This is a genomic window from Streptomyces griseoflavus, from assembly GCF_014649995.1.
Classification (GTDB): domain Bacteria; phylum Actinomycetota; class Actinomycetes; order Streptomycetales; family Streptomycetaceae; genus Streptomyces; species Streptomyces griseoflavus.
The window spans coordinates 158721-180265 of record NZ_BMUC01000001.1 but is presented as its reverse complement, the minus strand read 5'-3'; the positions used below and the strand labels follow the sequence as shown (position 1 = coordinate 180265).

The window sequence follows — 21545 nt, the reverse complement described above, 5'->3', positions numbered from 1 at the left end:
CCGCCGAACGAGCGGCGTACCAGGATTGAGGGGGAGCGATCGGATGGCGCACACCGAGACACCGGGCACCGAGGCGGTCCCGGCGACCCGGCTGCGCTGGTGGACGGAGTTGCCGCTCATCGTCCTCGTGTACGCCTGCTACTCGGCGGGACGGCTGGTCGTACGGGGCGACGTCGCCGACGCCGTGGACCACGGCCTGGCGATCCTGCGCGTCGAGCAGGCGCTGTTCCTCAACGCCGAGCACCCGCTGAACCGTCTCTTCACCCGGGAACCCTGGATAGGCATACCCGCGGACTTCTGGTACGCCTCCCTGCACTACCTGGTGACCCCGGCGGTCCTGGTCTGGCTGTTCCGGTCGCACGCGGTGCGCTACCGCGCGGCCCGCACCTGGCTGATGACGTCGACGTTCATCGGCCTCATCGGCTTCACCCTGCTGCCCACCTGCCCGCCCCGGCTGCTCGACGCGAGCCACGGCTTCGTCGACACGATGGCCTACTACAGCTCGTACGGCTGGTGGGGCGGCGAGGCGAGCGCCCCGCGCGGGCTCGGCGGGATGACCAACCAGTACGCGGCGATGCCGAGCCTGCACGTGGGCTGGGCGCTGTGGTGCGGCGTGATCCTGTGGAAGTACGGCCGGACGCGCCTGACGAGGACGGCCGCCGTCGTCTACCCGCTGGTGACCACGATCGTGGTGATGGGCACCGCGAACCACTACTTCCTCGACGCGGTCGCGGGCGCCGCCGTCATGGGTGCCGGCCTGCTGCTGGCGCCCCGCGTGATGCGGTACGCGGACCTGGCGAAGGCCCGTTTCCTGCCCCGCCTCGCACCCGCCCCGGCAGTCCCGTCCGCCACGCATTCCCCGATTGTCAGTGCCGGATGCCAGACTTCCGCGGGTGAGCGAATTCCACGGCAGCGGCACCCCGAGTCGCCGTACGGACCAGGAACCGAACCGGGTGCCTCCCCCTCGGACGCGGGAGAGAGCGCTCCGGCACCGGCTCGCTGAGCTGCGCGGCCCGGAGGTACCGGCCAAGGCGCTGGACGCGCGCGCCCTGGCGGCCCTCGCCGCCAACCCGGGCTGCAGACGGCGCGCGATCCTCGACGGCGCCGGGGTGAACAAGGCGGCGCTGGCCGGCGCGCTGGGCTCACCCTCGGCCTTCGGCCAGTCGCAGTTCGCGCTCGTGCGGGGCAACGCGTTCGAGGCGAAGGTGAAGGCCGACGGCGGTACGGAGCTGCTGCGCCTCGCCCACGAGAAGCTGGACCGCGGATCCGAGCCGCCCGCCGACGCGCACGTGCCCGACCTGACCGCGCAGGGCCCCCGGGGGCGGACGGCCCGTACGGAGCTGGCGCTGCGCGAGGCCGCCGAGGAGCCCGGCGCGTGGACGCTGCTCGACCACCCGATGCTCGCGCTCGACGTCGCGGGCTCCCCCGCGTTCCTGGAGCCGGACGCGGTCGTGGTGCACCCGGACGGCAGCTGGACGGTCGTGGAGATCAAGTCGTTCCCCATGCTGGACGGCGCCGCGGACCCGGCGAAGGTCGGCGCGGCGGCCCGCCAGGCGGCGGTGTACGTGCTGGCTCTGGAAGAGGTCGCCGCACGCCTGGAATCCACCCCGCGCGTACGGCACCGGGTCCTGCTGGTGTGCCCCAAGGACTTCTCCAACCTGCCGACCGCGTCCGCCGTCGACGTGCGCAAGCAGCGCGCGGTGACCGCCCGCCAGCTGGCCCGGCTCACCCGCATCGAGGAGATCGCCGACGCGCTCCCCGAGGGCGTCTGCTTCTCACCGGAGCTGCCCGCCGAGGAGCTGACGCGGGCCGTGGAGTCGGTCCCGGCGGCCTACGCGCCGGAGTGCCTGTCCGCGTGCGAGCTGGCCTTCCACTGCCGGGACCGCTCCCGCGCGGACGGCGCGGTGACCTCCCTGGGCCGTCCGGTGCGGGCGGAGCTGGGCGGTCTGACGACGGTCGAGGACGTCCTGGCGGCGGCCCGCGGGGAGTCCGGTGACCCCGACGATCCGGCGGTGGCGGCCCTGCGCAGGGCGGCGGCCCTGCGCGCGGAGGCGCTGGGGACGGCCGCGCGGGAGGTGGCCCCTTGTCCCTGATCGCCACCCTCGCCCGCCTCGAGGCCGTCAGCACCGGCCGCGCCCAGCCCGCCGCCACCGTCCGGCACCGGCACCTGTCGACGCGCCCCCTGGTGTTCGTCCCGCTGATCACCGCCGGTGAGGCCGGCGCCCCGCTCGGCGCCCTGGTCGGCACCGACCGGGACGCCCCGCGCCTGCTGGCCGTACCGCAGCCGCGCGACCGCGACCAGCGGTTCGCGTTCCTGGCCGAACTGGCCGACGTGGTGCTGCCGTACGTCGACGGCTTCGCGGACACGGTGGAGCCCGCCGAGCGGTCCGAGACCGACCCGGAGACCGGCAAGCGCGTCAAGGTCGAGGTCGAGCTGTGCGCGGACGCGCCCCAGCTGATCGTGCCGAGCCGGGCCGGCATCGACCTCGTACGCCTCCTCGGCCGCTCGACACGCTTCCGGCGCACGGCGGAGCAGGACCCGGAGGCCCCGTTCCCGGCGCCGCCCCGGGTGCCGCTCCTCGGCCGCTGGCTGACGCACTTCGGGGAGCGCGCCCGCGTCCCCGGCTCCTCCCTGCTCCTGGCCATGACGGACGTCCTGAGCCGCCACTGGGCGACGGGCCAGTCCACGCTGGAGGACCAGCACCTGGGCGCACTGCTCGCCTGGATCGCCCCGCCCGAGGGCCTCTCCGGCGCGGAAGCCGCACAGCGGGCCGAACTCGCGCGGGACGCGGCCGGCCAGCTGCTCTGCCCGCCCGCGGGCCCGGCGACCGACCCGGCGTTCGACAACAAGCTCCTCGCCCCGGCGATCGAACGCTACGACCGCGCCCGCACGGCGCTGGCGGCGGCCGAGGACGGCCTGGAGGCGGACGACCGCCTGGGCGCGCTGACCGCCGCCGAGCGGGAGATCCGCGCGCTGGTGGAGAGCCGCACCCGGCCCACGTGGGACGCGGTGTGGCAGGGCCTCGACCTGCTCCGGGAGCTTCCGGAGGGGGCGCGGGTCGAGGAACGCTGGACCCGCGACCGCTGGTCCTTCACCGGCCACCGGGACCGGGTCACGTCCGGCGAACCGCCCCAGCCGCGCCGCGACGACGCGGTCACCGCCGCGAACAAGCTCGCCACGCGCGAACGCGAACAGTCCCGCCTGGAAGCCCAGGAGGCGCTCGACGACCCGCTGGTGATGGCGGCCCGGCGGCTGTCCGGAGAGGCGTTCGCGGGCGAGGTGGTGGACGTGGTGATGGCGTACAGCGAGAGCAAGCGTCCGAGCCCCCGCCCGCTGGTGACCGTCCGCACGGACGACACCCCGCACCTCGGCGAGCGGGCGCGGGCCTACCGCTCGCTGGGCGGGAAGCCGCAGACGACGGAGTTCGTGGGTTACGAGGACGGCCCCGAGGGCGGTCTGCTGGTCCTGCGCGTCCTGGACAAGATGGGCCGGGGCAAGGAGCCGGAGCCGGGTTCGGTCCCCGAGAAGGGCGACCGGGTGTGCTTCACCCTGTTCGAGCACGAACCGCGCGGCGGTGCGAAGCTCCCCGACCCGGAGGAGACCCCGTGGACCCACGGCGGCCCGCCCGGTGAGGAACCGGCGCCGGAGCCCGCCGACCAGGTGACCGAGGAGGACATCCTGTGACCGCCACCCCGGCCGTGTTCGACCCGGGTGCGGCAGCCACCCGCGCCACCGACGCGATCCTCCACGACACCCTGCACGGCACCGCGCGCGGTGTCGTCGTCGACTCCCCGCCCGGCGCCGGCAAGTCCACGCTGGTGGTGCGCGCGGCGCTGGAGCTGGCGGAGGCGGGCCGCCCGCTGATGGTGGTCGCCCAGACCAACGCCCAGGTCGACGACCTGGTCCTGCGCCTCGCCGAGAAGAACCCCGACCTCCCCGTGGGCCGGCTCCACAGCAGCGACACCGACCCCTACGACAAGGCGCTCGACTCCCTCGACCACGTCCGCAAGTCGGCGAAGGCCGCCGACCTCGCCGGACTGCCCGTCGTCATCTCCACAGCCGCCAAGTGGGCCCACGTCAAGGGCGTGGAGCCCTGGCAGCACGCGATCGTCGACGAGGCGTACCAGATGCGCTCGGACGCGCTCCTCGCCGTGGCCGGCCTCTTCGAACGGGCCCTGTTCGTGGGTGACCCGGGCCAGCTCGACCCCTTCTCCATCGTGGGCGCCGAACAGTGGGCGGGCCTGTCCTACGACCCCTCCGGCTCGGCCGTGACGACGCTCCTCGCCCACAACCCCGACCTCCCCCAGCACCGCCTCCCGGTCTCCTGGCGCCTCCCCGCCTCCGCCGCCCCTCTCGTCTCGGACGCCTTCTACCCGTACACCCCGTTCCGCAGCGGCACGGACCACGGCGACCGCGCCCTCACCTTCGCCGTCCCGTCCGACGCCTCCGCCCCGGACCGTGTGATCGACGAGGCCGCGGAATCCGGCTGGGGCCTCCTCCAGCTCCCCGCCCGCCACACCCCCCGCACGGACCCGGAGGCGGTCCGCGCGGTGGCCCTGGTCGTCCGCCGCCTCCTGGACCGCGGGGGCGCGTCGACGTCCGAACGCTCCCCCGACCCCACCCCCCTCACCGCCGACCGCGTCGCCGTCGGCACCGCCCACCGCGACCAGGCGGCCGCCGTCCGCTCGGCCCTCGCCGAACTCGGCGTGACGGACGTGGTGGTCGACACGGCGAACCGCCTCCAGGGCCGCGAGTACGACGTCACCGTCGTGCTCCATCCCCTCTCCGGCCGCCCCGACGCCACCGCCTTCCACCTGGAGACCGGCCGCCTGTGCGTCCTCGCCTCCCGGCACCGCCACGCCTGCATCGTGGTCTGCCGTGAGGGAGTCACCGACCTCCTGGACGACTACCCGTCCACGGAACCCGTCCAGTTGGGCACCCTCGTCAAATTCCCGGACGGCTGGGAGGCCAACCACGCGGTCCTCGCCCACCTCTCCGAACACCGGGTGGCCTGGCGGCCCTGACCACCAAGAATGCCGATGAAGTCGCTGACAGAGCTGTGACCTGTCGGAGAGCGCCGGGCACCCGCCGGCGATGGCTCCGTCTCCCGGCGCCAGTGTGACTTCGTAGGAGGATCGCACGGTGCCGAGATGGCGAACAAGGACCGGCGTAGTCCCCAACGTCCAGCGCCACCTGGAACAGGCCGCCCGATGACCGCCCCCAAGCGCAAGAAGGCCCGCGCCAACGGCGAAGGCACCATCTACCGGCGCAAGGACGGCCGCTGGGAAGCCGCCGGCCACGTCCTCGCCCCCGGCAACACCGTCGGCGCGTCCGTGTCTACGGCTCCACCCGCAAGGAAGCCCTGGCCAACCTCACCGGGAAGATCGCCGCCAGCAACCGCGGCCTTCCCGTGCCCTCCGCGCAAGGCAGCGTGGCCGCGTACCTCGCTCCCTTTATCCCCGAAGTGAACGAGTACCGGAGTCTTACCCGCCAGCACATAGTACGTGGGGAGTGCGAGGGCCCATTACCTGCGTTTTCGCAGGTCAGCGCCGATTCACATGTCCGTGGAAGTCCGCCGACGTACGCCGTTGGCGGGTCCGGTTGCCGTCAGGGCAGCAGTGTGAGAGCCGTGGTGTGCTTGGGGCGGACGACGCTGAAGTGCCTGCGGTCGAGGGTGGCGACGCGTTCCACGCCGAAGCGTTCGGCCACGGCGATCACCGCGGCGTCGACGCCGCCGAGGGGGAAGTCGGCGTACTGGAGTACGAGCTCGCTCATCCGGTCCAGGTCGGCAGGGGTGAGGTGGACCAGTTCGAAGGTGCCCTTGGCCACCTGGGTGAGGAAGTCGGCTTCCAGCTTGGGCCAGCGTTCCAGGAGCCAGCACACCTCGGTCAGGACGGGGCTGGGCAGCAGGCGGCGACCTTTGGTCGTGAGGAGCAGGTCGGCGCACTCCGGGTGGCGGCGGTCGCCGGCGTTCAGGCCGCGGCGAGTGGGCCCGTGTCGAAGACGATCGCGTTCAAGCCTGGTCGCCGAACCTCTCGCGCATCCGCTCGCGGATGTAGTCGTCGTGCCGCTCGGCCAGGTCCTCCGGCCCGTTGACGGCCCCGATCAGCGCCAGCAACCCCTCAGGAACAGCTTCTTCCTCGGTGGGGCGCGGTGGGAGCGCTTCGGCGGCCTGTGCCAGTTCCTCGTCCTGGGTGACGAGCAGGCGCAGGCGACGTACCTGGTGGGGCGTGAGCCGGTCCACCAGGTGGTGCATGTCCTCATAATCGAATGCTGCGGTCACCCAGCCAGTCTAGGGCGATAGCACTTGGCGCACCCCCTGTCTCCGGCTGCTTGGTTCCGACCTTGCATGCCGGCGTCCATGAGGGGTCTCGGCTCGGGAGTCGCGAACGGCTGACCTGGGCCGCCGACTGCTGGTGCGTCGTGAGATCTTGCGGTTGACCGGCTGTCCCAGGGCGCTGGTCGTGCGCGGCCAGGGGCTGGGGTCGGGCGGCGCCGTAGCGGCCGGGCCCGCGACCCGGCCGCGCGCGGGTCCGCGTCAGCGGGCCCGCCTTGAAACCGCAAGGGAAGTTTCGACGCAACCCTCACCAGGGCAAACCCCTGACCAGCCGGGATGCGGTTCCCGGCCAGCAGCAGTGCCCCCGTGGGGGTCAGTCGTGGGTGTGCTGGGCTTCGAGGCGGTCGAGTTGTTCGCGGAGCTCCTGGGTCTGGGCGAGGGCGTCCTCGAGTGCGTCGGCGAGCACGTCCATGCGAAGCTCGGCAGGCTCGCCACCAAAGGACGTCCGCGCCTTCCTCGCCCAGCTCCGCACCCAGTGCCAGTGCTGCGCACGCGGACTCTGCTGCGCGGCCGGAGCCTGCTGCGGCAAGCGGCTCTCACCCCTGACTGTCAGCCACGTCCACTCCGTCCTGAAGTCCGCGCTCCAGCACGCCGTCCGCAAGGATGAACTCCTCCGCAACGTCGCCCGGAACGTCCCCGCGGGCACACCCCGCCCCAAGCTCACCGAGCCGCTCACGGCCGTCGAGGCCCGACAGCTCCTCCAGGCAGCCGAAGACCACCGTCTCCACGCGCTCTTCGACCTGGCACTCCACACCGGCCTCCGCAAGGGCGAACTCCTCGGCCTGCGCTGGGAAGACCTCGACCTCGACGCGGGCACCGCGGCAATCCGCCGAACCCTCCAGCGAACCAGCACAGGCGGCCTCACCACGCTGCCCACCAAGACCCGGACCTCCGAGCGCCGCATCGCCCTCCCCACCCGCTGCGTCCAGTCGCTGAAGCTCCACCACGAGCAGCAGGACCACGAGCGTGAGTCCGCGGGCACCACATGGCAGCAGGACGGGCACGTGTTCACCACCGCGCAGGGCCGACCGATCGACCCGACCAACCTCACCCGCGCCTTCACCACGCTCCTCCGCAAGGCCGACCTCCGCCGCATCCGCTTCCACGACCTCCGCCACTCCACCGCCACCCTCCTCCTGGAACAGGGCGTCGAACTCGTCGTCATCAAGGAACTCCTCGGCCACGCCCACATCGGCGTCACCGCCACCGTCTACGCCCACGTCCGACTCCGCCTCCAGCGAGACGCCATCGACACCCTCAGCACCGCACTCGGCAGCCCGACGAACACCGAGACAACACGCTCCGACGGCGACGAACCGCCGCCCAGGAACGCCCCCGTCCGCTGACGTTGCCGTCAACTACTGCCGTCACCCCACGCAGAAGCCCCGCCAGGCCACACCTGACGGGGCTTCTGTTTTGCAGGCGTAATGAGGCGACCAACTCGACAACCCTGCCGTCGAAAATTACAGGCCCAGAGTCGAGAAATCCTCATTCTAACGAATATGCGTCATGCGCACCCGTCAACGCCCCAGGTACAACATAGGGTCCACTAGGCGGAATCCGGGAGACACAACGACCCTGAGCTCACACTTGAATCCAGGAACGTTCACTTCCACAACGATCCCGCGCTCCCCCTCGCGCGAGTACAGGAGAATTCGATCCACCTGTTCGCGGTAGATTTCGATGTCGCACTTACCCATCGACTCTCTGGTCAAGCGTACAGACCTTGCTCCGATGTCGAAGCTCAGTGCCACAAGCTCGCCAGCATCGCCTACCGGAGCCTCGACCCGCCACACATCAGGGTCATATTCCGTAGGCTCGGGGGCCGAGCCAAGAACTTCGATGAAATCCAAATCCTCTGGAATCTCCATGACGTCACTTGCCATAGCCCCTCCCTCCAATGGGGATCATTGTAGTGAGCCGTACTCCATTGTCGGTCACTTCGAAGTTGGCGCGAATCAGGAGAGCGCCACGCGGCCCATACAAGAGTGACTCCGTTCGCATGTTCGTGAGTCCAGACTTCGGATTCACGTAAGTCTCCACGACCCCACTCCTCATCGCCTCATTGAAGTGCCCGGTCAGAACTTCGCGCCCCGCAGCGTTGTCGCGGATTCCGATCGATTCCAGCTGATAGGCGTTCTGAGCTGACCTTTCCGCGTTGTGCGGATTGGAGTTAACGCGCCCGAAGAAGTAATCCCACTTGCCGTCATCGATGGTTACGCCGCAGTTGCTGTTGTGAACGAGAACCGGAGTCTTACCCGCCAGCACATAGTACGTGTGCAGGTCTGTGACAGTCAGGTTGTGGACCACGGCCGGGCGCTGTGTCCGGACAACGCTACTGATCCGTACGGTCTTCCCTGTGACGGTACGCAGTTCCTGGCCGGCGGTGAGCTGTTCGGCGTCGACCCACTCGGCGAGGCTCGGCACCCAGAATGGGTGGCCGTCCGTCGCAGTGAGCCTGACCGATCTTCCGTCCACGGCGATGGTGAGCGTCACCAGGTTTTTCGGTCCCTCGCCGGTGATCTCGGCGGTGACCGTCTTGACCTCGGTCCGCCCCGTCTTCGAGTCTGTCGCCAGAACCCTGTCACCGATTTCGACGTCTTCGATGGGCTTTGTCGTGCCGTCCGCCATCAGGACCTCGGTACCGGTGGCGAAGCTGTTGCACGACGGGGCCGCCTTGACGAGCTTCACTCCCTTGAATACCCGCGCCCAGGGCAGATCCGTCATGGCCCAGGCGCAGTCGGAGAGGCTGCTGCCGCTCAGACAGCCCTTCCATGCGTCGACGTCGGGCGCGACAAGTGATATGACGATCTTCTGGAAGAGAGTCTGTTCGTGGTTGATGATGCCGAGCGCCTCGGCCGCTCCGCAGAAAGCCTCAAGTTGGGCATCCATCTGGGTACATTTGCGTTCCGCCCACGCCTCGAGTTGCTTTTCCTTCTCCTCGTACTGCGGGAACATCGCGGCCAGCTCCCGTGCGGCCGGAACGCGGATGTTCTCGATGAAGACTTCGCCCTTCTGCTCGGTGACGTTGATCGTCTTCGCCGGGGAGTTCTGTGACTTCTTGGTGGTTCCGCCGCCCCCGCCGCCCCCGCCGGACGTCGAGTACATGTACTTGCCGCCCTTGCCGTAGCAGGCGTACGTCGTGCACCCCGGCCCGTTGCCCTTGCTCGGGGCCCAGACAGAGTCAGGGTTGTTGACGCTGCATCCGTCGCAGTACAGGCCCGACGGGTCGGAGAAGGTCAGCGGGTTGTTGTTGCTGTACGTGTAGCCGTTGATCTGCTGCGGGTCGGTCAGATCCATGACCGGGTCGACCGAGAGGAAGCGCCCTGTAGATGGGTCGTACTCACGTGCGCCCAGGCGCGTCAGGCCGGTGGAGGTGTCCTGTGTGCCGCCGACGAAACCCTTGGTGCCGGGCCAGTTCGCCGGTTCGCCGCCTCGGATCCCGCCGAAGGGAAGGGTCCGGCGCTGGGTCAGCTTCTGGGTGACCGCGTCGATGGCCAGCAGTGCCGTGCCATGGTGGTCGGCGGTGGTGAAGGAGACCTTCCCGTCGTCTCCCTGGACGGCCGTGTGCCCGCCACCGAGATCGATGTAGCGGGTGCCACGGGGCGTAGTGCTGCCCTTGGCGACCGTGATCTCGGTGCCGCCCACGTAAAGCGTGGTCTCGGTGGGTGTCCGGTCGATCAGACGGTTGCCGTCGGCGTCGTAGACGTACTCCGTGACCTTGGGCGAGCCGCCTTCGACGGGCTCGGTGACCTTGACCAGTCGGCCTTCGGCGTCCCAGTCGAGGTCCTGAGTGGTGCCGTCACCCAGGGTGCGGGTGTCCGTGTTGCCGATGGCGTCGTAGGTGTAGAAGTCACCCGAGGTCACGCCAGGGCCGGTGCGGGTGAGGGCCTTCAGGGCGTGCGGGCGGACCGAAGTCGGGCCCGGGGCCGGGTAGTCGTACGTGCTGGTGACGTTCTTCTTGGCGTCACCGGTGATGTCGTGCTCCACCTCAGTGGTGCGGTTGCCGGTCTTGTCGTAGCCGTAGGAGGTCCAGTAGGGGGCGGGGCCCCCGAGCACCGGGGCGCTGGGCGTGCTCGCGCAGTCGGTGGTGGACTGGGTCCAGGCCTCTGTGAGCCGGCGCAGATGATCGTAGGTAAAGCACTGGGCGTCCGTGCCGGAGCGTGAGGTGTCCGACACGGACAGGACGTTGCCGGCCTCGTCGTAGCGGAAGGTGGATGCCTGGTCCACGCCTGCGACATCCTCGCGGTCGACCCGGGTGGACGACAGTCGCTGGGTGCCCGGCTCGTACGTGTTGGTGACCCAGGCTTTCTTGCCGTCCGAGTCGGACAGTTCGTACTGCAGCGGTTTGCCGGTCAGGCTGTACGACGTGGTGCCCTTCAGACCCGCAAGGCCGTCCACCGCGACAGGTCGCAGCGTGTCGTCCTCGTAGGCGAAGGCCACCGAGGACGCGGCAAGGGACCCTGCCTTGGGCAGGCCGACCGCGGCGACGAGACCGGACACCTTGTACGAGGTGCCGGAAAGGTACGTGCCGGCCAGGCCGGCATTGGCTGTGGACTCCGGGATTGTCACCGACGTGCGCAGCGGTCGGTAGAGACGGTCGTAGGCGACCACCTTGGAGGTGTAGGCCAGTCCGCCGTCGGCGTAGCGGGAGGATTCGGCGAGGTGGCCCTTGGCTCCGCTGATCGTGTCGTAGGTCCATTTGGCGCGTAGCGGGCCGGTGTTGGAGCCGGAGCGCACTTCGGTCTTGCGACCGAGGCCGTCGTAGACGTTGACGAGTGTGGTGTCGCGGGCGTCGACCGTGGAAGTGAGCCGGCCCCGGTCGTCGTAGTGGTAGCGGGTGGTGCCTTTGTCGGGGTCGTCGGACCGTGTCATGCGGCCGAGCAGGTCGTGCGTGAACCGCCACTCGTTGCCCGCCGGGTCGGTCACCTCGGCCAGTGCGCCTGCCGAAGTGAAGCCGTACCGGGTGGTGTCGTACGAGGCCTCCGCGGCACGCTGGTGATGCTGGCGCAGCTCGGTGGTCTGCCCGCGGGCGTCGGTGAGGGTGGTGACGGCGGTGCCGCCTTCGGGCGGTATGACCGTGGTGCGGTCGCCTCCGTAAAGGGTACGGGTGGTGTTGAGGATCTTGCCACCATCACCATTGCCGAAGATCTGGCGGTGCTCGGTCTGCCGGCCGAGGCCGTCGTGGGTGTAGCGGTTCTGGGTCTCGACGCCAAGGGCGTCCTTCGGCTCGACCAGCGTCGTGGAGGGAGCTGCGGTCGCGTAGTAGGACAGGAATTCCTTACCCGTCAAACCACGTTCGTCATAGAAGGTGTCAGTGAGCAGCCGTCCGCCGTCGGGGCCCGGGGACTGGGATTGGCGGGGCCGCAGGAAGCCGTCGTAGAGGACATAAGAGGTGACCTGGGCACCGTCGTTGCCGATGATTTTGGTGCCGACGGTGATCGGGGCATCCCCGGTGACCTTGTAGGTGTACTCGTACGTCGGGACGGCGTCTGTCCGCCGGTCGGCAAGCCATACCTTGGTTTTGCGGCCGAGTGCGTCGTACGCGAAGTTGGTGACCTTGCCGTTGGCGTCTGTCTGGTTCAGCGGCACGCCACGTGACGGGTCGTTCGTCGTGGTCGTGGTCAGCGCGGTACTGCTGTCGGCAGATGCCGCGGGCGGGGTGGTGACCTTGGCGGAGGCCGGGAAGCCCGTCGTCGGTGTGTAGGCGGTGGTCGTCGTCAGGCCGTCGGTGCGGGCAGTCCTGGTCAGGGCACCGGAGGCGACCGTGACAGTCACGGTGCCGGTCAGATCGGTGGAGGTGAGCTTGCGACCGTAGGTGTCGTAGGTGGCACCGCTCTCCGTGTAAGTGGCGGTGGTGCCGTTGTGGGACTTGAGGACTGCGGTCGCCGTGGCATCGCCCTTGGTGGGAGCGGCGTCGTAAGCCCGTCCGTCGTAGGCGGTGCGCGCATCGGAGATGACGTCCTTGGTGCGGTCGGGCGTGACGGCACAGTTCACGGCGACAGTCTCCGCGCGGGCGGGCAGGGTGAGGATCGTGCCGGCCGTCGGATAGGTCGTCCGGGTGCACCGATCGTCGACAGCCGTTGCGTCGTCGCCACGGTCATCGGTGCGGGTGATGCGTCCGGCGACGGTGTCGAAGGAGTTGTTCACTGTGGTCGTGCGCCACTTCGCGCCCAAGCCGTCGTCCAGTGAGGTCCACGAGCGGACCTGCGCCGTGCCGGTGAGGTTGGCGGTCACCGTGCCCCAGGAGCGGGACTTCTTCGCGGTCTCGTGGTGCCAGGGCCGGTTCACGGTCTTGTCCAGTACCCGGCCGCCGGGGCCGGCGTACTGCACCGTCTTGTAGGCGAACCCGGCGGCCGACTCGTGATCGGTGATCGGGGCGCCTTCGCCGCTGTCAAGCGCCACGTCTACCGATTTGGTTCCGCCGCTGGGTGCGAGGCGGTCACCGTCCATGCCTCGCAGGAAATAGGTGTCGGCTTGGGACTTCATCGCCGCCGCGCCACCCTGCCCGCCCGTCTTCACCCGGACGTGGCCGTAGCCACGCCACTGCGACCAGGTCTTCTCCTTCTCCTTCGTCAGTCCGTCGTCGTCGTCGTAGTGCCACGCCGCGCCGTCCAGATACTCGTACGCGGTGACCTGGTCGGGTGCGCCGCCGGTGCGGTCGGTGAGGGTGACGGTGGAGGTGACGTACTTGTTGAACCAGTGCAGGTCCGGGTCGTCGGAGGAGCTGCCGCCGATGTACTGCGGGAAACAGCGGGTGGTGTTGGTCTGCGGGGTAGGGAGAGCGCCCGCGTCGCAGACCGGTACCGAGTAGCCGACGTCGATCTGGCCGCCTGCCTCGTCGGTGACATTGGCCAGGCGGGCCTTTATGAACGGGGCGAATCCGTCGCCGGTCCTGTCGAGCCGATTGGCGAGCTGGACGTACCCGAAGGTGGTCTTGGGCAGGGTGATCGCCGGGGTGGCCGAGTGGCCGGACCGCTGCACGGAGTCCAGGAGCAGCTGATAGTCGGTGTCCGCCATACCCCAGCGGTGGACCAGCTTCCAGGAGTCGACGTTCACGAAGCTTCCGGACTTCAACACCTGGGTCGCGACGGAGGTCAGCCTCTTGCGGGTGAAGAACACCGGGGAGAGCCGACCTTGGTCACAGGTGGCGCTTTCGTCGCAGTTCAGGTCCCATGGGGTGTCGTACCAGTAGAAGGCGTCCTTGCTGATGTCGGCGCAGGTGGTGTTCGTATCGGTCAGGCACCGCTCACCGCTGGTGAAGTCGACCTTTGCCAACGGTTGGGCATACATGCCGTTGGCTCGCAGGCCGTACTCGATCCGATCCAAGTAACCGCCGCGCACGTAACGTGTGTTGGCCTTCTCGTCCAGGTTGCGGCCGTAGGAGTTCCACTCCTTGTCGTAGTAATAGGCGATGGCGTTGCCGTGCGGGTCGACGACGTAGTCAAGGTTCCAGCGCCAGCCCTGTTGGCACCAGGAGTTGGCGAACGTCGCAGCGTGGCAGGGCTCGTTCGCGTCGTCGCCGAAGACCGGTGCTGTCCAGGCGGAGTCGGTGGTTTCCTTGCCTTCGGCCCATCCGGGCAGCCGGTTGTAGCCGAAGAAGTACTGCACCCCGTCCGGCGTGGTGACCTTCCAGTACTCGTCGTTCCGAGCGCCGTTGGACCGCACGTCGGATGAAGACCCGCGCAGCCGCTGGATCTTTGTGCCGTCATCATCGCGCAGCCGGAAGGCGTCGGTGCCGTCGGGCACCAGTTCGCCGCCTTTGCCGTTGAAGGAGATGAACGCGTTGTCGTACGCCCAGCACAGGTCGGCCGGCTTGCCTCCGTCGGTGTGCTCGACCCCGTCGTCGGTGCAGGACTTGTAGCGCCGCTCGATGAAGCCGGGCCACATGTCGAAGCCGTCACCGAGCCAGGAGCCCTGGTTGTTGGTGTTGCCGGAACGGCCGTCGACGGAACCCGAGGAGTAGGACATCCCGACGCTCGGCACCAACCCGCCCGGCACGTCAGGCACGTTCATCGCGTACGACCAGGAGAAGTCACCCGTGTTGAGGCTGGTGCTCCACTGCGCCGACGGTGACAGCGGCGTGGCCTTGTAGTCGCCACCCATGCCTTCATCGTCCGCGACGGCCGCGAGGACGGTAGCGCCGGAGGACTTCATGATGATGCTCGGGGCGGTGAGGGTCTTCGCCTCGGTGTCGTTGACGGCCTCGACCGGCGTGGCCTCACGACATCCGCTCTTGTCAGGAGTGGTGAGCGCGCAGGCCGGAAGCTCAACAAGCCGCAGCCGGTCGGAGTAGCCGCCCCCGAACGCTTCGGCGAAGGAGGAGTAGTCGAGCCGCGCCCGTACAACAGGCTTCTTCCTGACGGCTGTGGCCGGTCCATCGGCCTCCAGACTGAACAGCAGACCGTCCGTGCCCGCCCGCCCTGCGGTCTCGCGGTCGAAGAGACGGGCCCGGATCTTCTCCGGTGCCTGCTTGCCGCCCACGGCCAGCGGCAACCCCTTGGCCCGGACGACGGACGAGGAACCCTCGGGCGGGTCGACAGTCGCTACACCCCCCAGGGGCCAAGCCGCTCGAGGCGCTTTCGCGGGTGTGCGAGGGCCCTTCGTCTGGTCTCGTGGGGTCACCGGGACCGCCGAGACCGCCACCGGCTTGTCCGACACGGGCAGGTCAGGGCGGCCGGTACCGCGGTCGGCCGCGACCGAGGTGGGCTGGGCTGCCGCCTGGAGCAACGTGCCGACCATGACCGTGGCCGAGGCCAGGGCGACGCGGCGGCGCAGCGCACGGAGTCGCGTCAGTGATCTACCGTTCATCCTCGTCCTTCGTCATACGGGGCCGTGCGGTGGGGTTCGAATGGAGAAGGCCGACGGCCTGTCTGGCGTTCTCAGGAAGGTGGCCGTGCCGGCTCCTGGATGACCGCGGTTTCGGGCCGGGCACTTCCTCTGGCTCAGTCAGTACCGGGCACCTCGGTGGGGGCCCCGGGCCAGCCCAGTGACAGACGGGCGATCTGCAACTCACTCAGCGCACCCTGGAAGACCCACACGTCGTCGACAGCTCCGGGCCAGTACTCGCCCCACGCGCCGGAGGTTCTGGCTCTGCCGATCTGCAGTCCTCCTGCCGCCTTGTACGACAACACGTTTTCGGACCATGACATCCGGTCGGCGCAGGTGGAGTTGTCGGACTCGCCGTCGCCGTCGGTGTCCGCGCAAGCGACCTCTTCCAACTCCCCGTTCACGTACAGCCTCGCCTCTTTGGTGAAGCCGTCGTAGACGATCGTCAAGTGGTTCCAGTCTCGTGCGTCGTAGAACTGGCTGTTTTCGACGCTCACGACCGTTGCGCCCGCCGCGTCGGAATCCGGTATCGAAAGCTGCCACCGTCCTGCGCTCTGATCACCCTCGGGCGCGGGTACGTGCCGTACCGTGAAGGCGCTGCTGGCAGCGCCGGGCATGCTCAGTACCGCCGCACTTCCAGTCGGCACACCTGCGGACTGGGCCCAGCCCATCACTGTGAAACTGGCGCTCGTGTCGACCACGGGCGCGGCGGTGGCGGCGTGGTCGTCGATCCCGTCCAGTTCGAGAGCACCGTCGTCCACCCATCCGGCCCCGGTCTTCGCACCGCCGCCCAGGATCAGTGCTCGGTTCTCGGCGGAGGCGTCCGGACTGGTGATTGGACTGGTCGTGGTGGTCTCGTCCAGCAACCAGCGACCCTTGACCAGGGGGCGTTGCCGGAACAGCTGTCCCACTTCGTCGGCAGAGACCGGCCGGTCGAACACTCGCACGTCATCGATCTGACCGGGGAAGTACTGAATGAGCCGGCCACCGTCGATACTCAGCGCGCCCACCTGGACCCGGCCACCGGCGTACCAGGGCTTGGTCTGCGCGACGCTGCCGGCTTTCGCCCCGTTGACGTACAGGGTGAGGGTCTCGGCGACGGCGTCGTGGACGCCCACCAGGTGCACCCACTCGCCCACACGTGCGGTGGTTCCATCGGGCTGAAGAGCACGGATCTGGGTGGCTCCGGCGACGTCGGCGGAGTACTGCGTGAAGCCCCAGCGGTTGTGGGTCTTCGAGTAGTACAGCTCGAATCCCGGACGGTTCTGCCCCAGCTGCGCCACGATCGTGGCCGCCTGGTCAGGGGTGCGATCCAACCTGGCCCACGCCGAAATGGTGAAGGGCCGCTGGGTGTCCGCATGCGGAGCAGTGGTGTGGGCGTAGTCACTGCTGCCGTTCAGCGACAGCGCGCGGCGTGCGACCCCGGGTGTTCCGAGCTGTGCGCCGCCGACGAGCTTCAAGGGCTGGGTGTCCGCGTATCCGACGGTCTCGGTGGCCCCGGCTTCCTCGTCCATGCCGAATACAGCGCGGGCAGTACGCCCGTTACCGATGGGTTCGAGGCCGTACAGGCGTGTCACCTCGGTAGCGCTGACCGGCTTGTCGAAGAGCCTCAGTTCATCGATGGTGCCGGGGAAGTAGTTCGTGACCCTGCCGTTGAGGTTGGCGGCTCCGATCTGCAGGCCGCGGCGTGCGTCCCAGGCCGTCGTGTACGGCGTCGCCCCTGCCAGGGTTCCGTTGACGTAGAGCCGAAGTTCCTTGTCACCCCCGCTGTACACCCCCACCAGGTGAGTCCAATCCCCAGCGCTCACCCCACCCGCCTGCGGTGCCATGGCACGGGCGATGGAGGCCCCGGGGGTGTCGGAGGTGTACTGGTTGAAGACCCAGCGGTTGTAGCCGAGGGAGTAGTACAGCTCGAAACCGGGTGAGTGATTACCTGGCTGCGCTGCTACGACAGCGGCATCCGTGGGCATCTCATCGAGTTTCACCCAAGCGGACACGCTGAAGCCGTTCGCGGTGTTGACCGTCGGTATATCAGTGGCCGCGTACCCGCTGGCGCCGTCCACGTGCAAAGCAGTGCCCTTCTTGCCCTCCGCTCCCATGGTGGCGTTTCCGTGCAGCATGGCGGTGCGGGCTCCGGCGGAGCCCACGGCCTGGGTGGCTCCCGCTCCTTCGTCGAACTGCCAGGTCGCTCGCTCGGGCTGTCCGGCTTTGGCCCTGAACTGATAGGTGCGGACCTCACTGCCGTTACCGGCTGCGTCAAAGGCCTGAGCTGTAAAGAAGTTGAGCCCGGGTTTGGCCGGCAGTACCGGGGCCGTCTTCGCTGCGCCCGATGTCGTGGTGAGGCTGTTCTTCGAGGTCGGATCACTGTTGATGCCGAACCAGTACTTGGTCACATCGGTGTCGGCTGCCTTGATGTCGAAGAAGCCGTATTTGCCAACACCGTCATACCAAGGGTCCTCCGGGTTGTCCGGGTCGGAGGCCGGATACTCCCCGGAGGAGACAGCGGGCGCCCTCGGCACCGCGGTGTCGTAGACGAAGTAGCAGGCCGTGGGGTCACCCGTGGTCGACCAGGGCGAGTACTGCGCGCCGTCGTGAGACCTCACGTACCAGTGGGCCGTCTTGTTCGCCGGCACCGAGGGCATCGTGATGGAGAAGTTCGAACCGGACTTCTTGTAGCTGGTCAGCTTGGGAGACCAGCGGACGATGAGCCCTTTGCCGTCCCCCGAGTCCCACTTGGCCTGGAACTGTACGGCGACGGTGTCGCCGTCGGGGTCTGTGACGTTGTCCGCGTACAGCTTGCCCAGCGTACGAATGCGAGCCGGGGCGGAGTGGCTTTTGCAGGCGCCGCCGTACTCCATGGTCAGCTGCGACATCTTGACCTGCGGCGGCGGGCGGTTGTACTCGACCCGCAGGAAGGCGTCGTCCGAGAACCGCTTCCACCCGTAGCCGTCAGTCTCGCTGGACGCTCGAAGACCGAACGTCATCGTCGACCACTTGCCGTTCGCGGCTTGCTGCACTGCCGACTTGACGTTGAACTCGGCGTCCTTGGCCGCACACCCGTCGTGTCCGTACGCGAAGCTGGAGGTCTGGAGGTGGTCGATCCAGAAACCCGAGCTGTTCTGGGAGTTCCATGTGGTCGAGGAACTGATGTCCTTTGTGCGCCACAGTTGCACACCCCGAGCGGAGCACGACGCCGACCAGGTGTTGCGCACGACGAACTCGGCCGACAGGATGCTGCGGCCGGCGAACTTGGACACGGGGAGGCGGTAGAAGAGGCGCTTGGTGTCATTGGGCTTGCAGTAATTCCAGTTGCAGTAGCCCATGCCCGAATCGGAGTCGCCGTTGAACTTCCACTGCGGCGAAGAGGCCCAGTACTTGGACACCATCGTCCATGCGGAGGCCTTGGGCGAGTACCACTGCGGATCGATGAAGACGGGGTATGTGGTGTCCTCACCCTTCAGCATCTCGGCATCCGGCGTCAGGACCAGTTCGTTCTGTCCGTCCGGCACCTCAACCCCGACAGGGGCAAGTTTGCCCGACTCTCCAGCCCCTGGGCTCTCGCCCGCAAGGCCTGTGGTCGCGGCTGCAGTGTTCTGCACCACCGCCGATTCGGCATCTTGGGCTGTCCTGTCCGGCTCGGCACCCGCGGGGGCCTCACCCGGGCTGGAGTCCCACATCACCGGCCTCGGGGCCTCAAATACTGGCGCGTCGGACCCCTTGTCGAGTGCGTGAAGACCCCCTTCGTCGGTCTCCTCCACCGACAAGCCCTGTGTCTGCAGCGCCAACCGGACCTGCGTCAGTTCAGGGCTCGCAGCTGCCTCGGCCGACTTGACCACCAAGAGCTGTGTGAACCCGTCCTCCTGTGCCGTCATGCGCAGATCGACGCCCGGCAGTACCGAAGGGTACGTAGCTTCCGGTCCCTCCACCGTGGGCTTTGGCAGCGGTGTCGGCCACGTCAGGCTCAGCTCGCGCCCGGCGCGTCGCATCCGCACGAGCGGGCTCTCTCCTCCGCCGGAAAATTCCAGGTCCGTCGCCGACGCTTTGGGAGCGATGGCGCCTTCCTTCGTGGCCGTCAGATCGGTGTCGATGCGCACCCAACCACCGCGGTCCCTTGTCCAGACGGGGCGTAGGTATTCACGCGCCTGCAACTGACCGTCCGGAGTCGCGAAGACCTCGCTCGCCTCCCCCCGCAGCGAGGCAATCTCCACCGGTTCACCGGTCTTCTTGGCCATGGCCATCGCATCGGCCTCGGTCAGACCGCCTGCACCCTCAGCCTCCGCCGTGTTTCTTGGCGATGCCGGTACACCCGCCACGGCCTCACCGGTCAGCGCCGGAGTCAACCCAAAAGCCAATGCCACGCCCATCAGGACGCCAACAGCCCTGCGACTGCCTCGCCTTCGGCTCCACATCCCCGCCACACCCGACCCACAGCGCCCACATAGTTGCCTTCCGTAACTAACCCCCTTACGCAGCGTCAGGTCAACGGTCAGTAAAGGGACAATGACCCCCAGTTGCGCGTAACGCGCGTGATGATCGTTACGTTTGGGAATTGCTTTGAGAGGCTTGATCACGTAACGACCTAGGTACGGCGTGCCCCACCCAGGTTCGGTCGGAGGCGCTGCCGACGTAGCCCAGGGCACCCGTTCGAGTGCGTCGTCGTCACTTTCGTCCACGCCGCAGGACGCGAGGGCGAGCAGCTGCTGAAAGCTCGCACTCGACTGCGGAAGCCACTTGCACGGTGCCGTAGCGGCCTCCCGTCTTCCACCTGGAGACCGGCCGCCTGTGCGTCCTCGCCTCCCGCCACCGCCACGCCTGCATCGTGGTCTGCCGCGAGGGAGTCACCGACCTCCTGGACGACTACCCGTCCACGGAACCCGTCCAGCTCGGCACCCTCGTCAAATTCCCGGACGGCTGGGAGGCCAACCACGCGGTCCTCGCCCACCTGTCCGAACACCGGGTGCCCTGGCGGCCCTGACCGTCCACGGGGCCGGCCCACTCAGGGCGCCAACGAGGTTTTGCGGGCGGGTAGTTGAGTAGGCGTACTCATGCCCGGGTGTCAGGGCGTGCCGAGGATGGCCGTACACCCCGGGCGGCCGGACGGCCGGACAGTCGGGGGCCTTGGACATGAGGAGCCACTGATGCCGTCCTTCCCCGCGCCCGCCGGATCACCGGCCGGCACCCTGTCCGTCCCGGGCCGTGGCGGCCGTCGGCTGCCCGCCGTTCTCGCGGTCCTCGTCGCGGTGGCGCTGGTGGCGTCGGCGTTCGGCGCCAAGGACCCGACCACCTGGGTGCTGGAGACGGTGTGGGTGATGGTGGGCCTGCCGATGGCGGTCCTGCTGCGCCGCAGGTTCCCGCTGAGCGGCCTGCTCTGCGGCCTGCTGGCCGCCCACGCCGTCGTCCTCGTCGTCGGCGGCCACTACACGTACGCCGAGGTCCCGGCCGGTGACTGGGTACGCGACTGGCTCGGCCTGGAGCGCAACCCCTACGACCGCTTCGGGCACCTCATGCAGGGCTTCGTCCCGGCGATCCTGGTCCGCGAGCTCCTCATGCGGACCTCGCCCCTGCGCGGCAGCCGCTGGCTCGCCCCGCTGGCGGTCTGCGCCTGCCTCGCCTTCAGCGCCACCTTCGAGCTGCTGGAGTGGCTGGCGGCCGTGATCGGAGGACAGGCGGCCGACGCGTTCCTCGGGACGCAGGGCGACGTCTGGGACACCCAGTGGGACATGTTCTGCGCCCTGATCGGCGCTACCACCGCCCTCCTCCTCCTCAGCCGCCCCCACGACCGCAGCCTCACCCGCCTGGGGGTCACCGCCAAGGACTGACGGATGCGCCCCCCACGTGGCCGCCGTACCCCTGCTCCCCGGCGAGCCCGGCGGATCCCGACGTGTGCCGACGCCCTCTTGCGCGGGCGCGGGACAATGGACGGTGGCCCGCCTACCGGGGGTCGTTCGTCGTACGTGGAGGAGATCTCATGGCGGAGCAGGCGCCGCGTCGGGAACAGCCGCGGCTACGCCCCGCGCCCTTGCTGTTCGAGCCCGCGGCAGCGGCCTCGGATCCGGAGCACTTCTTCGACCTGGAGTCGCTCGAGGATCCGCGCGCGCTGCTGGAGCGGGCGACCGAGCTGACGCTCGCGTTCCGGGCCGCGGCGGACCGGGCGACGGAGTTCCAGGCGATGGCGGCGGCCCAGCTCGCCGACCCGCGGCGCTTCGACCGGCTGACGGCGGCGGACATCGCCGAGCGCGCCGAGTGGACCGAGGACTACGCGAAGAAGATGGTCGAGTTCGGCCGGGATCTGATGCGGAGCGGGGAAGGGCCGGGGCAGGTCGAACCCGCCTGAGCGGCATGCCGCTCGAACGGGCGTGGCATATGCCGGGTGGGCAC

Annotated in this window: 11 protein-coding genes and 3 pseudogenes; 9 read left to right on the top strand and 5 right to left on the bottom strand. The window is 68.9% G+C overall.

The window, feature by feature from the left end:
* The first annotated feature begins 43 nt into the window (after positions 1-43).
* The 5 genes and pseudogenes from IE172_RS00820 to IE172_RS34270 form a co-directional block, all read left to right on the top strand.
* Positions 44-1003, top strand: a complete 960-nt coding sequence (locus IE172_RS00820; protein WP_190095078.1) for a phosphatase PAP2 family protein — start codon at positions 44-46, stop codon at positions 1001-1003.
* Positions 954-2093, top strand: coding sequence for a hypothetical protein (locus IE172_RS00815; RefSeq protein WP_190095077.1), 1140 nt, complete (start codon positions 954-956; stop codon positions 2091-2093). The genes IE172_RS00820 and IE172_RS00815 overlap by 50 nt, the downstream gene beginning before the upstream one ends.
* On the top strand, positions 2084-3685 hold the full coding sequence (locus tag IE172_RS00810) for a hypothetical protein (RefSeq protein ID WP_190095076.1): 1602 nt from the start codon (positions 2084-2086) through the stop codon (positions 3683-3685). Before IE172_RS00815 ends, IE172_RS00810 begins: the two co-directional genes overlap by 10 nt.
* On the top strand, positions 3682-5025 hold the full coding sequence (locus tag IE172_RS00805; RefSeq protein WP_190095075.1) for an AAA family ATPase: 1344 nt from the start codon (positions 3682-3684) through the stop codon (positions 5023-5025). Before IE172_RS00810 ends, IE172_RS00805 begins: the two co-directional genes overlap by 4 nt.
* Positions 5026-5211: 186 nt before the next feature.
* Positions 5212-5451: pseudogene (locus tag IE172_RS34270) on the top strand (site-specific integrase); the annotation flags it as partial.
* 157 nt (positions 5452-5608) lie between these two features.
* Here the strand turns inward: IE172_RS34270 and IE172_RS00800 are convergent.
* Together IE172_RS00800 and IE172_RS00795 are read right to left on the bottom strand one after the other, a co-directional pair.
* Positions 5609-5908, bottom strand: a complete 300-nt coding sequence (locus tag IE172_RS00800) for a type II toxin-antitoxin system VapC family toxin (RefSeq protein WP_229885780.1) — start codon at positions 5906-5908, stop codon at positions 5609-5611.
* Positions 5909-6014: 106 nt separating this feature from the next.
* Entirely contained in the window at positions 6015-6284 is a 270-nt protein-coding gene (locus tag IE172_RS00795) for a hypothetical protein (RefSeq protein WP_229885728.1), read from the bottom strand.
* 491 nt (positions 6285-6775) lie between these two features.
* Here IE172_RS00795 and IE172_RS00790 point away from each other — a divergent pair.
* A pseudogene (locus IE172_RS00790) lies at positions 6776-7684 on the top strand (tyrosine-type recombinase/integrase); the annotation flags it as partial.
* 174 nt (positions 7685-7858) lie between these two features.
* On the opposite strand, the gene IE172_RS00785 reads toward IE172_RS00790, so the two are convergent.
* From IE172_RS00785 to IE172_RS00775, 3 genes are all read right to left on the bottom strand, one after another.
* Positions 7859-8224 (bottom strand): hypothetical protein, encoded by a 366-nt coding sequence (locus tag IE172_RS00785; RefSeq protein WP_190095074.1) that lies wholly within the window; start codon positions 8222-8224, stop codon positions 7859-7861.
* Positions 8214-15149, bottom strand: coding sequence for a polymorphic toxin-type HINT domain-containing protein (locus IE172_RS00780; protein WP_229885727.1), 6936 nt, complete (start codon positions 15147-15149; stop codon positions 8214-8216). Before IE172_RS00780 ends, IE172_RS00785 begins: the two co-directional genes overlap by 11 nt.
* A 134-nt stretch (positions 15150-15283) precedes the next feature.
* Complete coding sequence (locus IE172_RS00775; RefSeq protein WP_229885726.1) at positions 15284-19399, bottom strand: LamG-like jellyroll fold domain-containing protein; 4116 nt, start codon at positions 19397-19399, stop codon at positions 15284-15286.
* A 527-nt stretch (positions 19400-19926) separates the two neighbouring features.
* Here IE172_RS00775 and IE172_RS00770 point away from each other — a divergent pair.
* The 3 genes and pseudogenes from IE172_RS00770 to IE172_RS00760 all read left to right on the top strand — a co-directional run.
* Positions 19927-20142: pseudogene (locus IE172_RS00770) on the top strand (helicase); the annotation flags it as partial.
* 163 nt (positions 20143-20305) lie between these two features.
* Positions 20306-20986: a DUF2238 domain-containing protein gene (locus tag IE172_RS00765; protein WP_190095072.1), complete on the top strand. Its 681-nt coding sequence runs from the start codon at positions 20306-20308 to the stop codon at positions 20984-20986.
* 149 nt (positions 20987-21135) lie between these two features.
* Positions 21136-21501, top strand: coding sequence for a DUF8844 domain-containing protein (locus IE172_RS00760; protein ID WP_190095071.1), 366 nt, complete (start codon positions 21136-21138; stop codon positions 21499-21501).
* Positions 21502-21545: the final 44 nt, after the last annotated feature.

Bases quoted from the DNA above. Each gene is read 5' to 3' on its own strand.
- IE172_RS00775 (WP_229885726.1), bottom strand. From the start codon at position 19,399: ATGGCCAAGAAGACCGGTGAACCGGTGGAGATTGCCTCGCTGCGGGGG.
- IE172_RS00760 (WP_190095071.1), top strand. From the start codon at position 21,136: ATGGCGGAGCAGGCGCCGCGTCGGGAACAGCCGCGGCTACGCCCCGCG.
- IE172_RS00765 (WP_190095072.1), top strand. From the start codon at position 20,306: ATGCCGTCCTTCCCCGCGCCCGCCGGATCACCGGCCGGCACCCTGTCC.
- IE172_RS00780 (WP_229885727.1), bottom strand. From the start codon at position 15,149: ATGAACGGTAGATCACTGACGCGACTCCGTGCGCTGCGCCGCCGCGTC.
- IE172_RS00785 (WP_190095074.1), bottom strand. From the start codon at position 8,224: ATGGCAAGTGACGTCATGGAGATTCCAGAGGATTTGGATTTCATCGAA.
- IE172_RS00820 (WP_190095078.1), top strand. From the start codon at position 44: ATGGCGCACACCGAGACACCGGGCACCGAGGCGGTCCCGGCGACCCGG.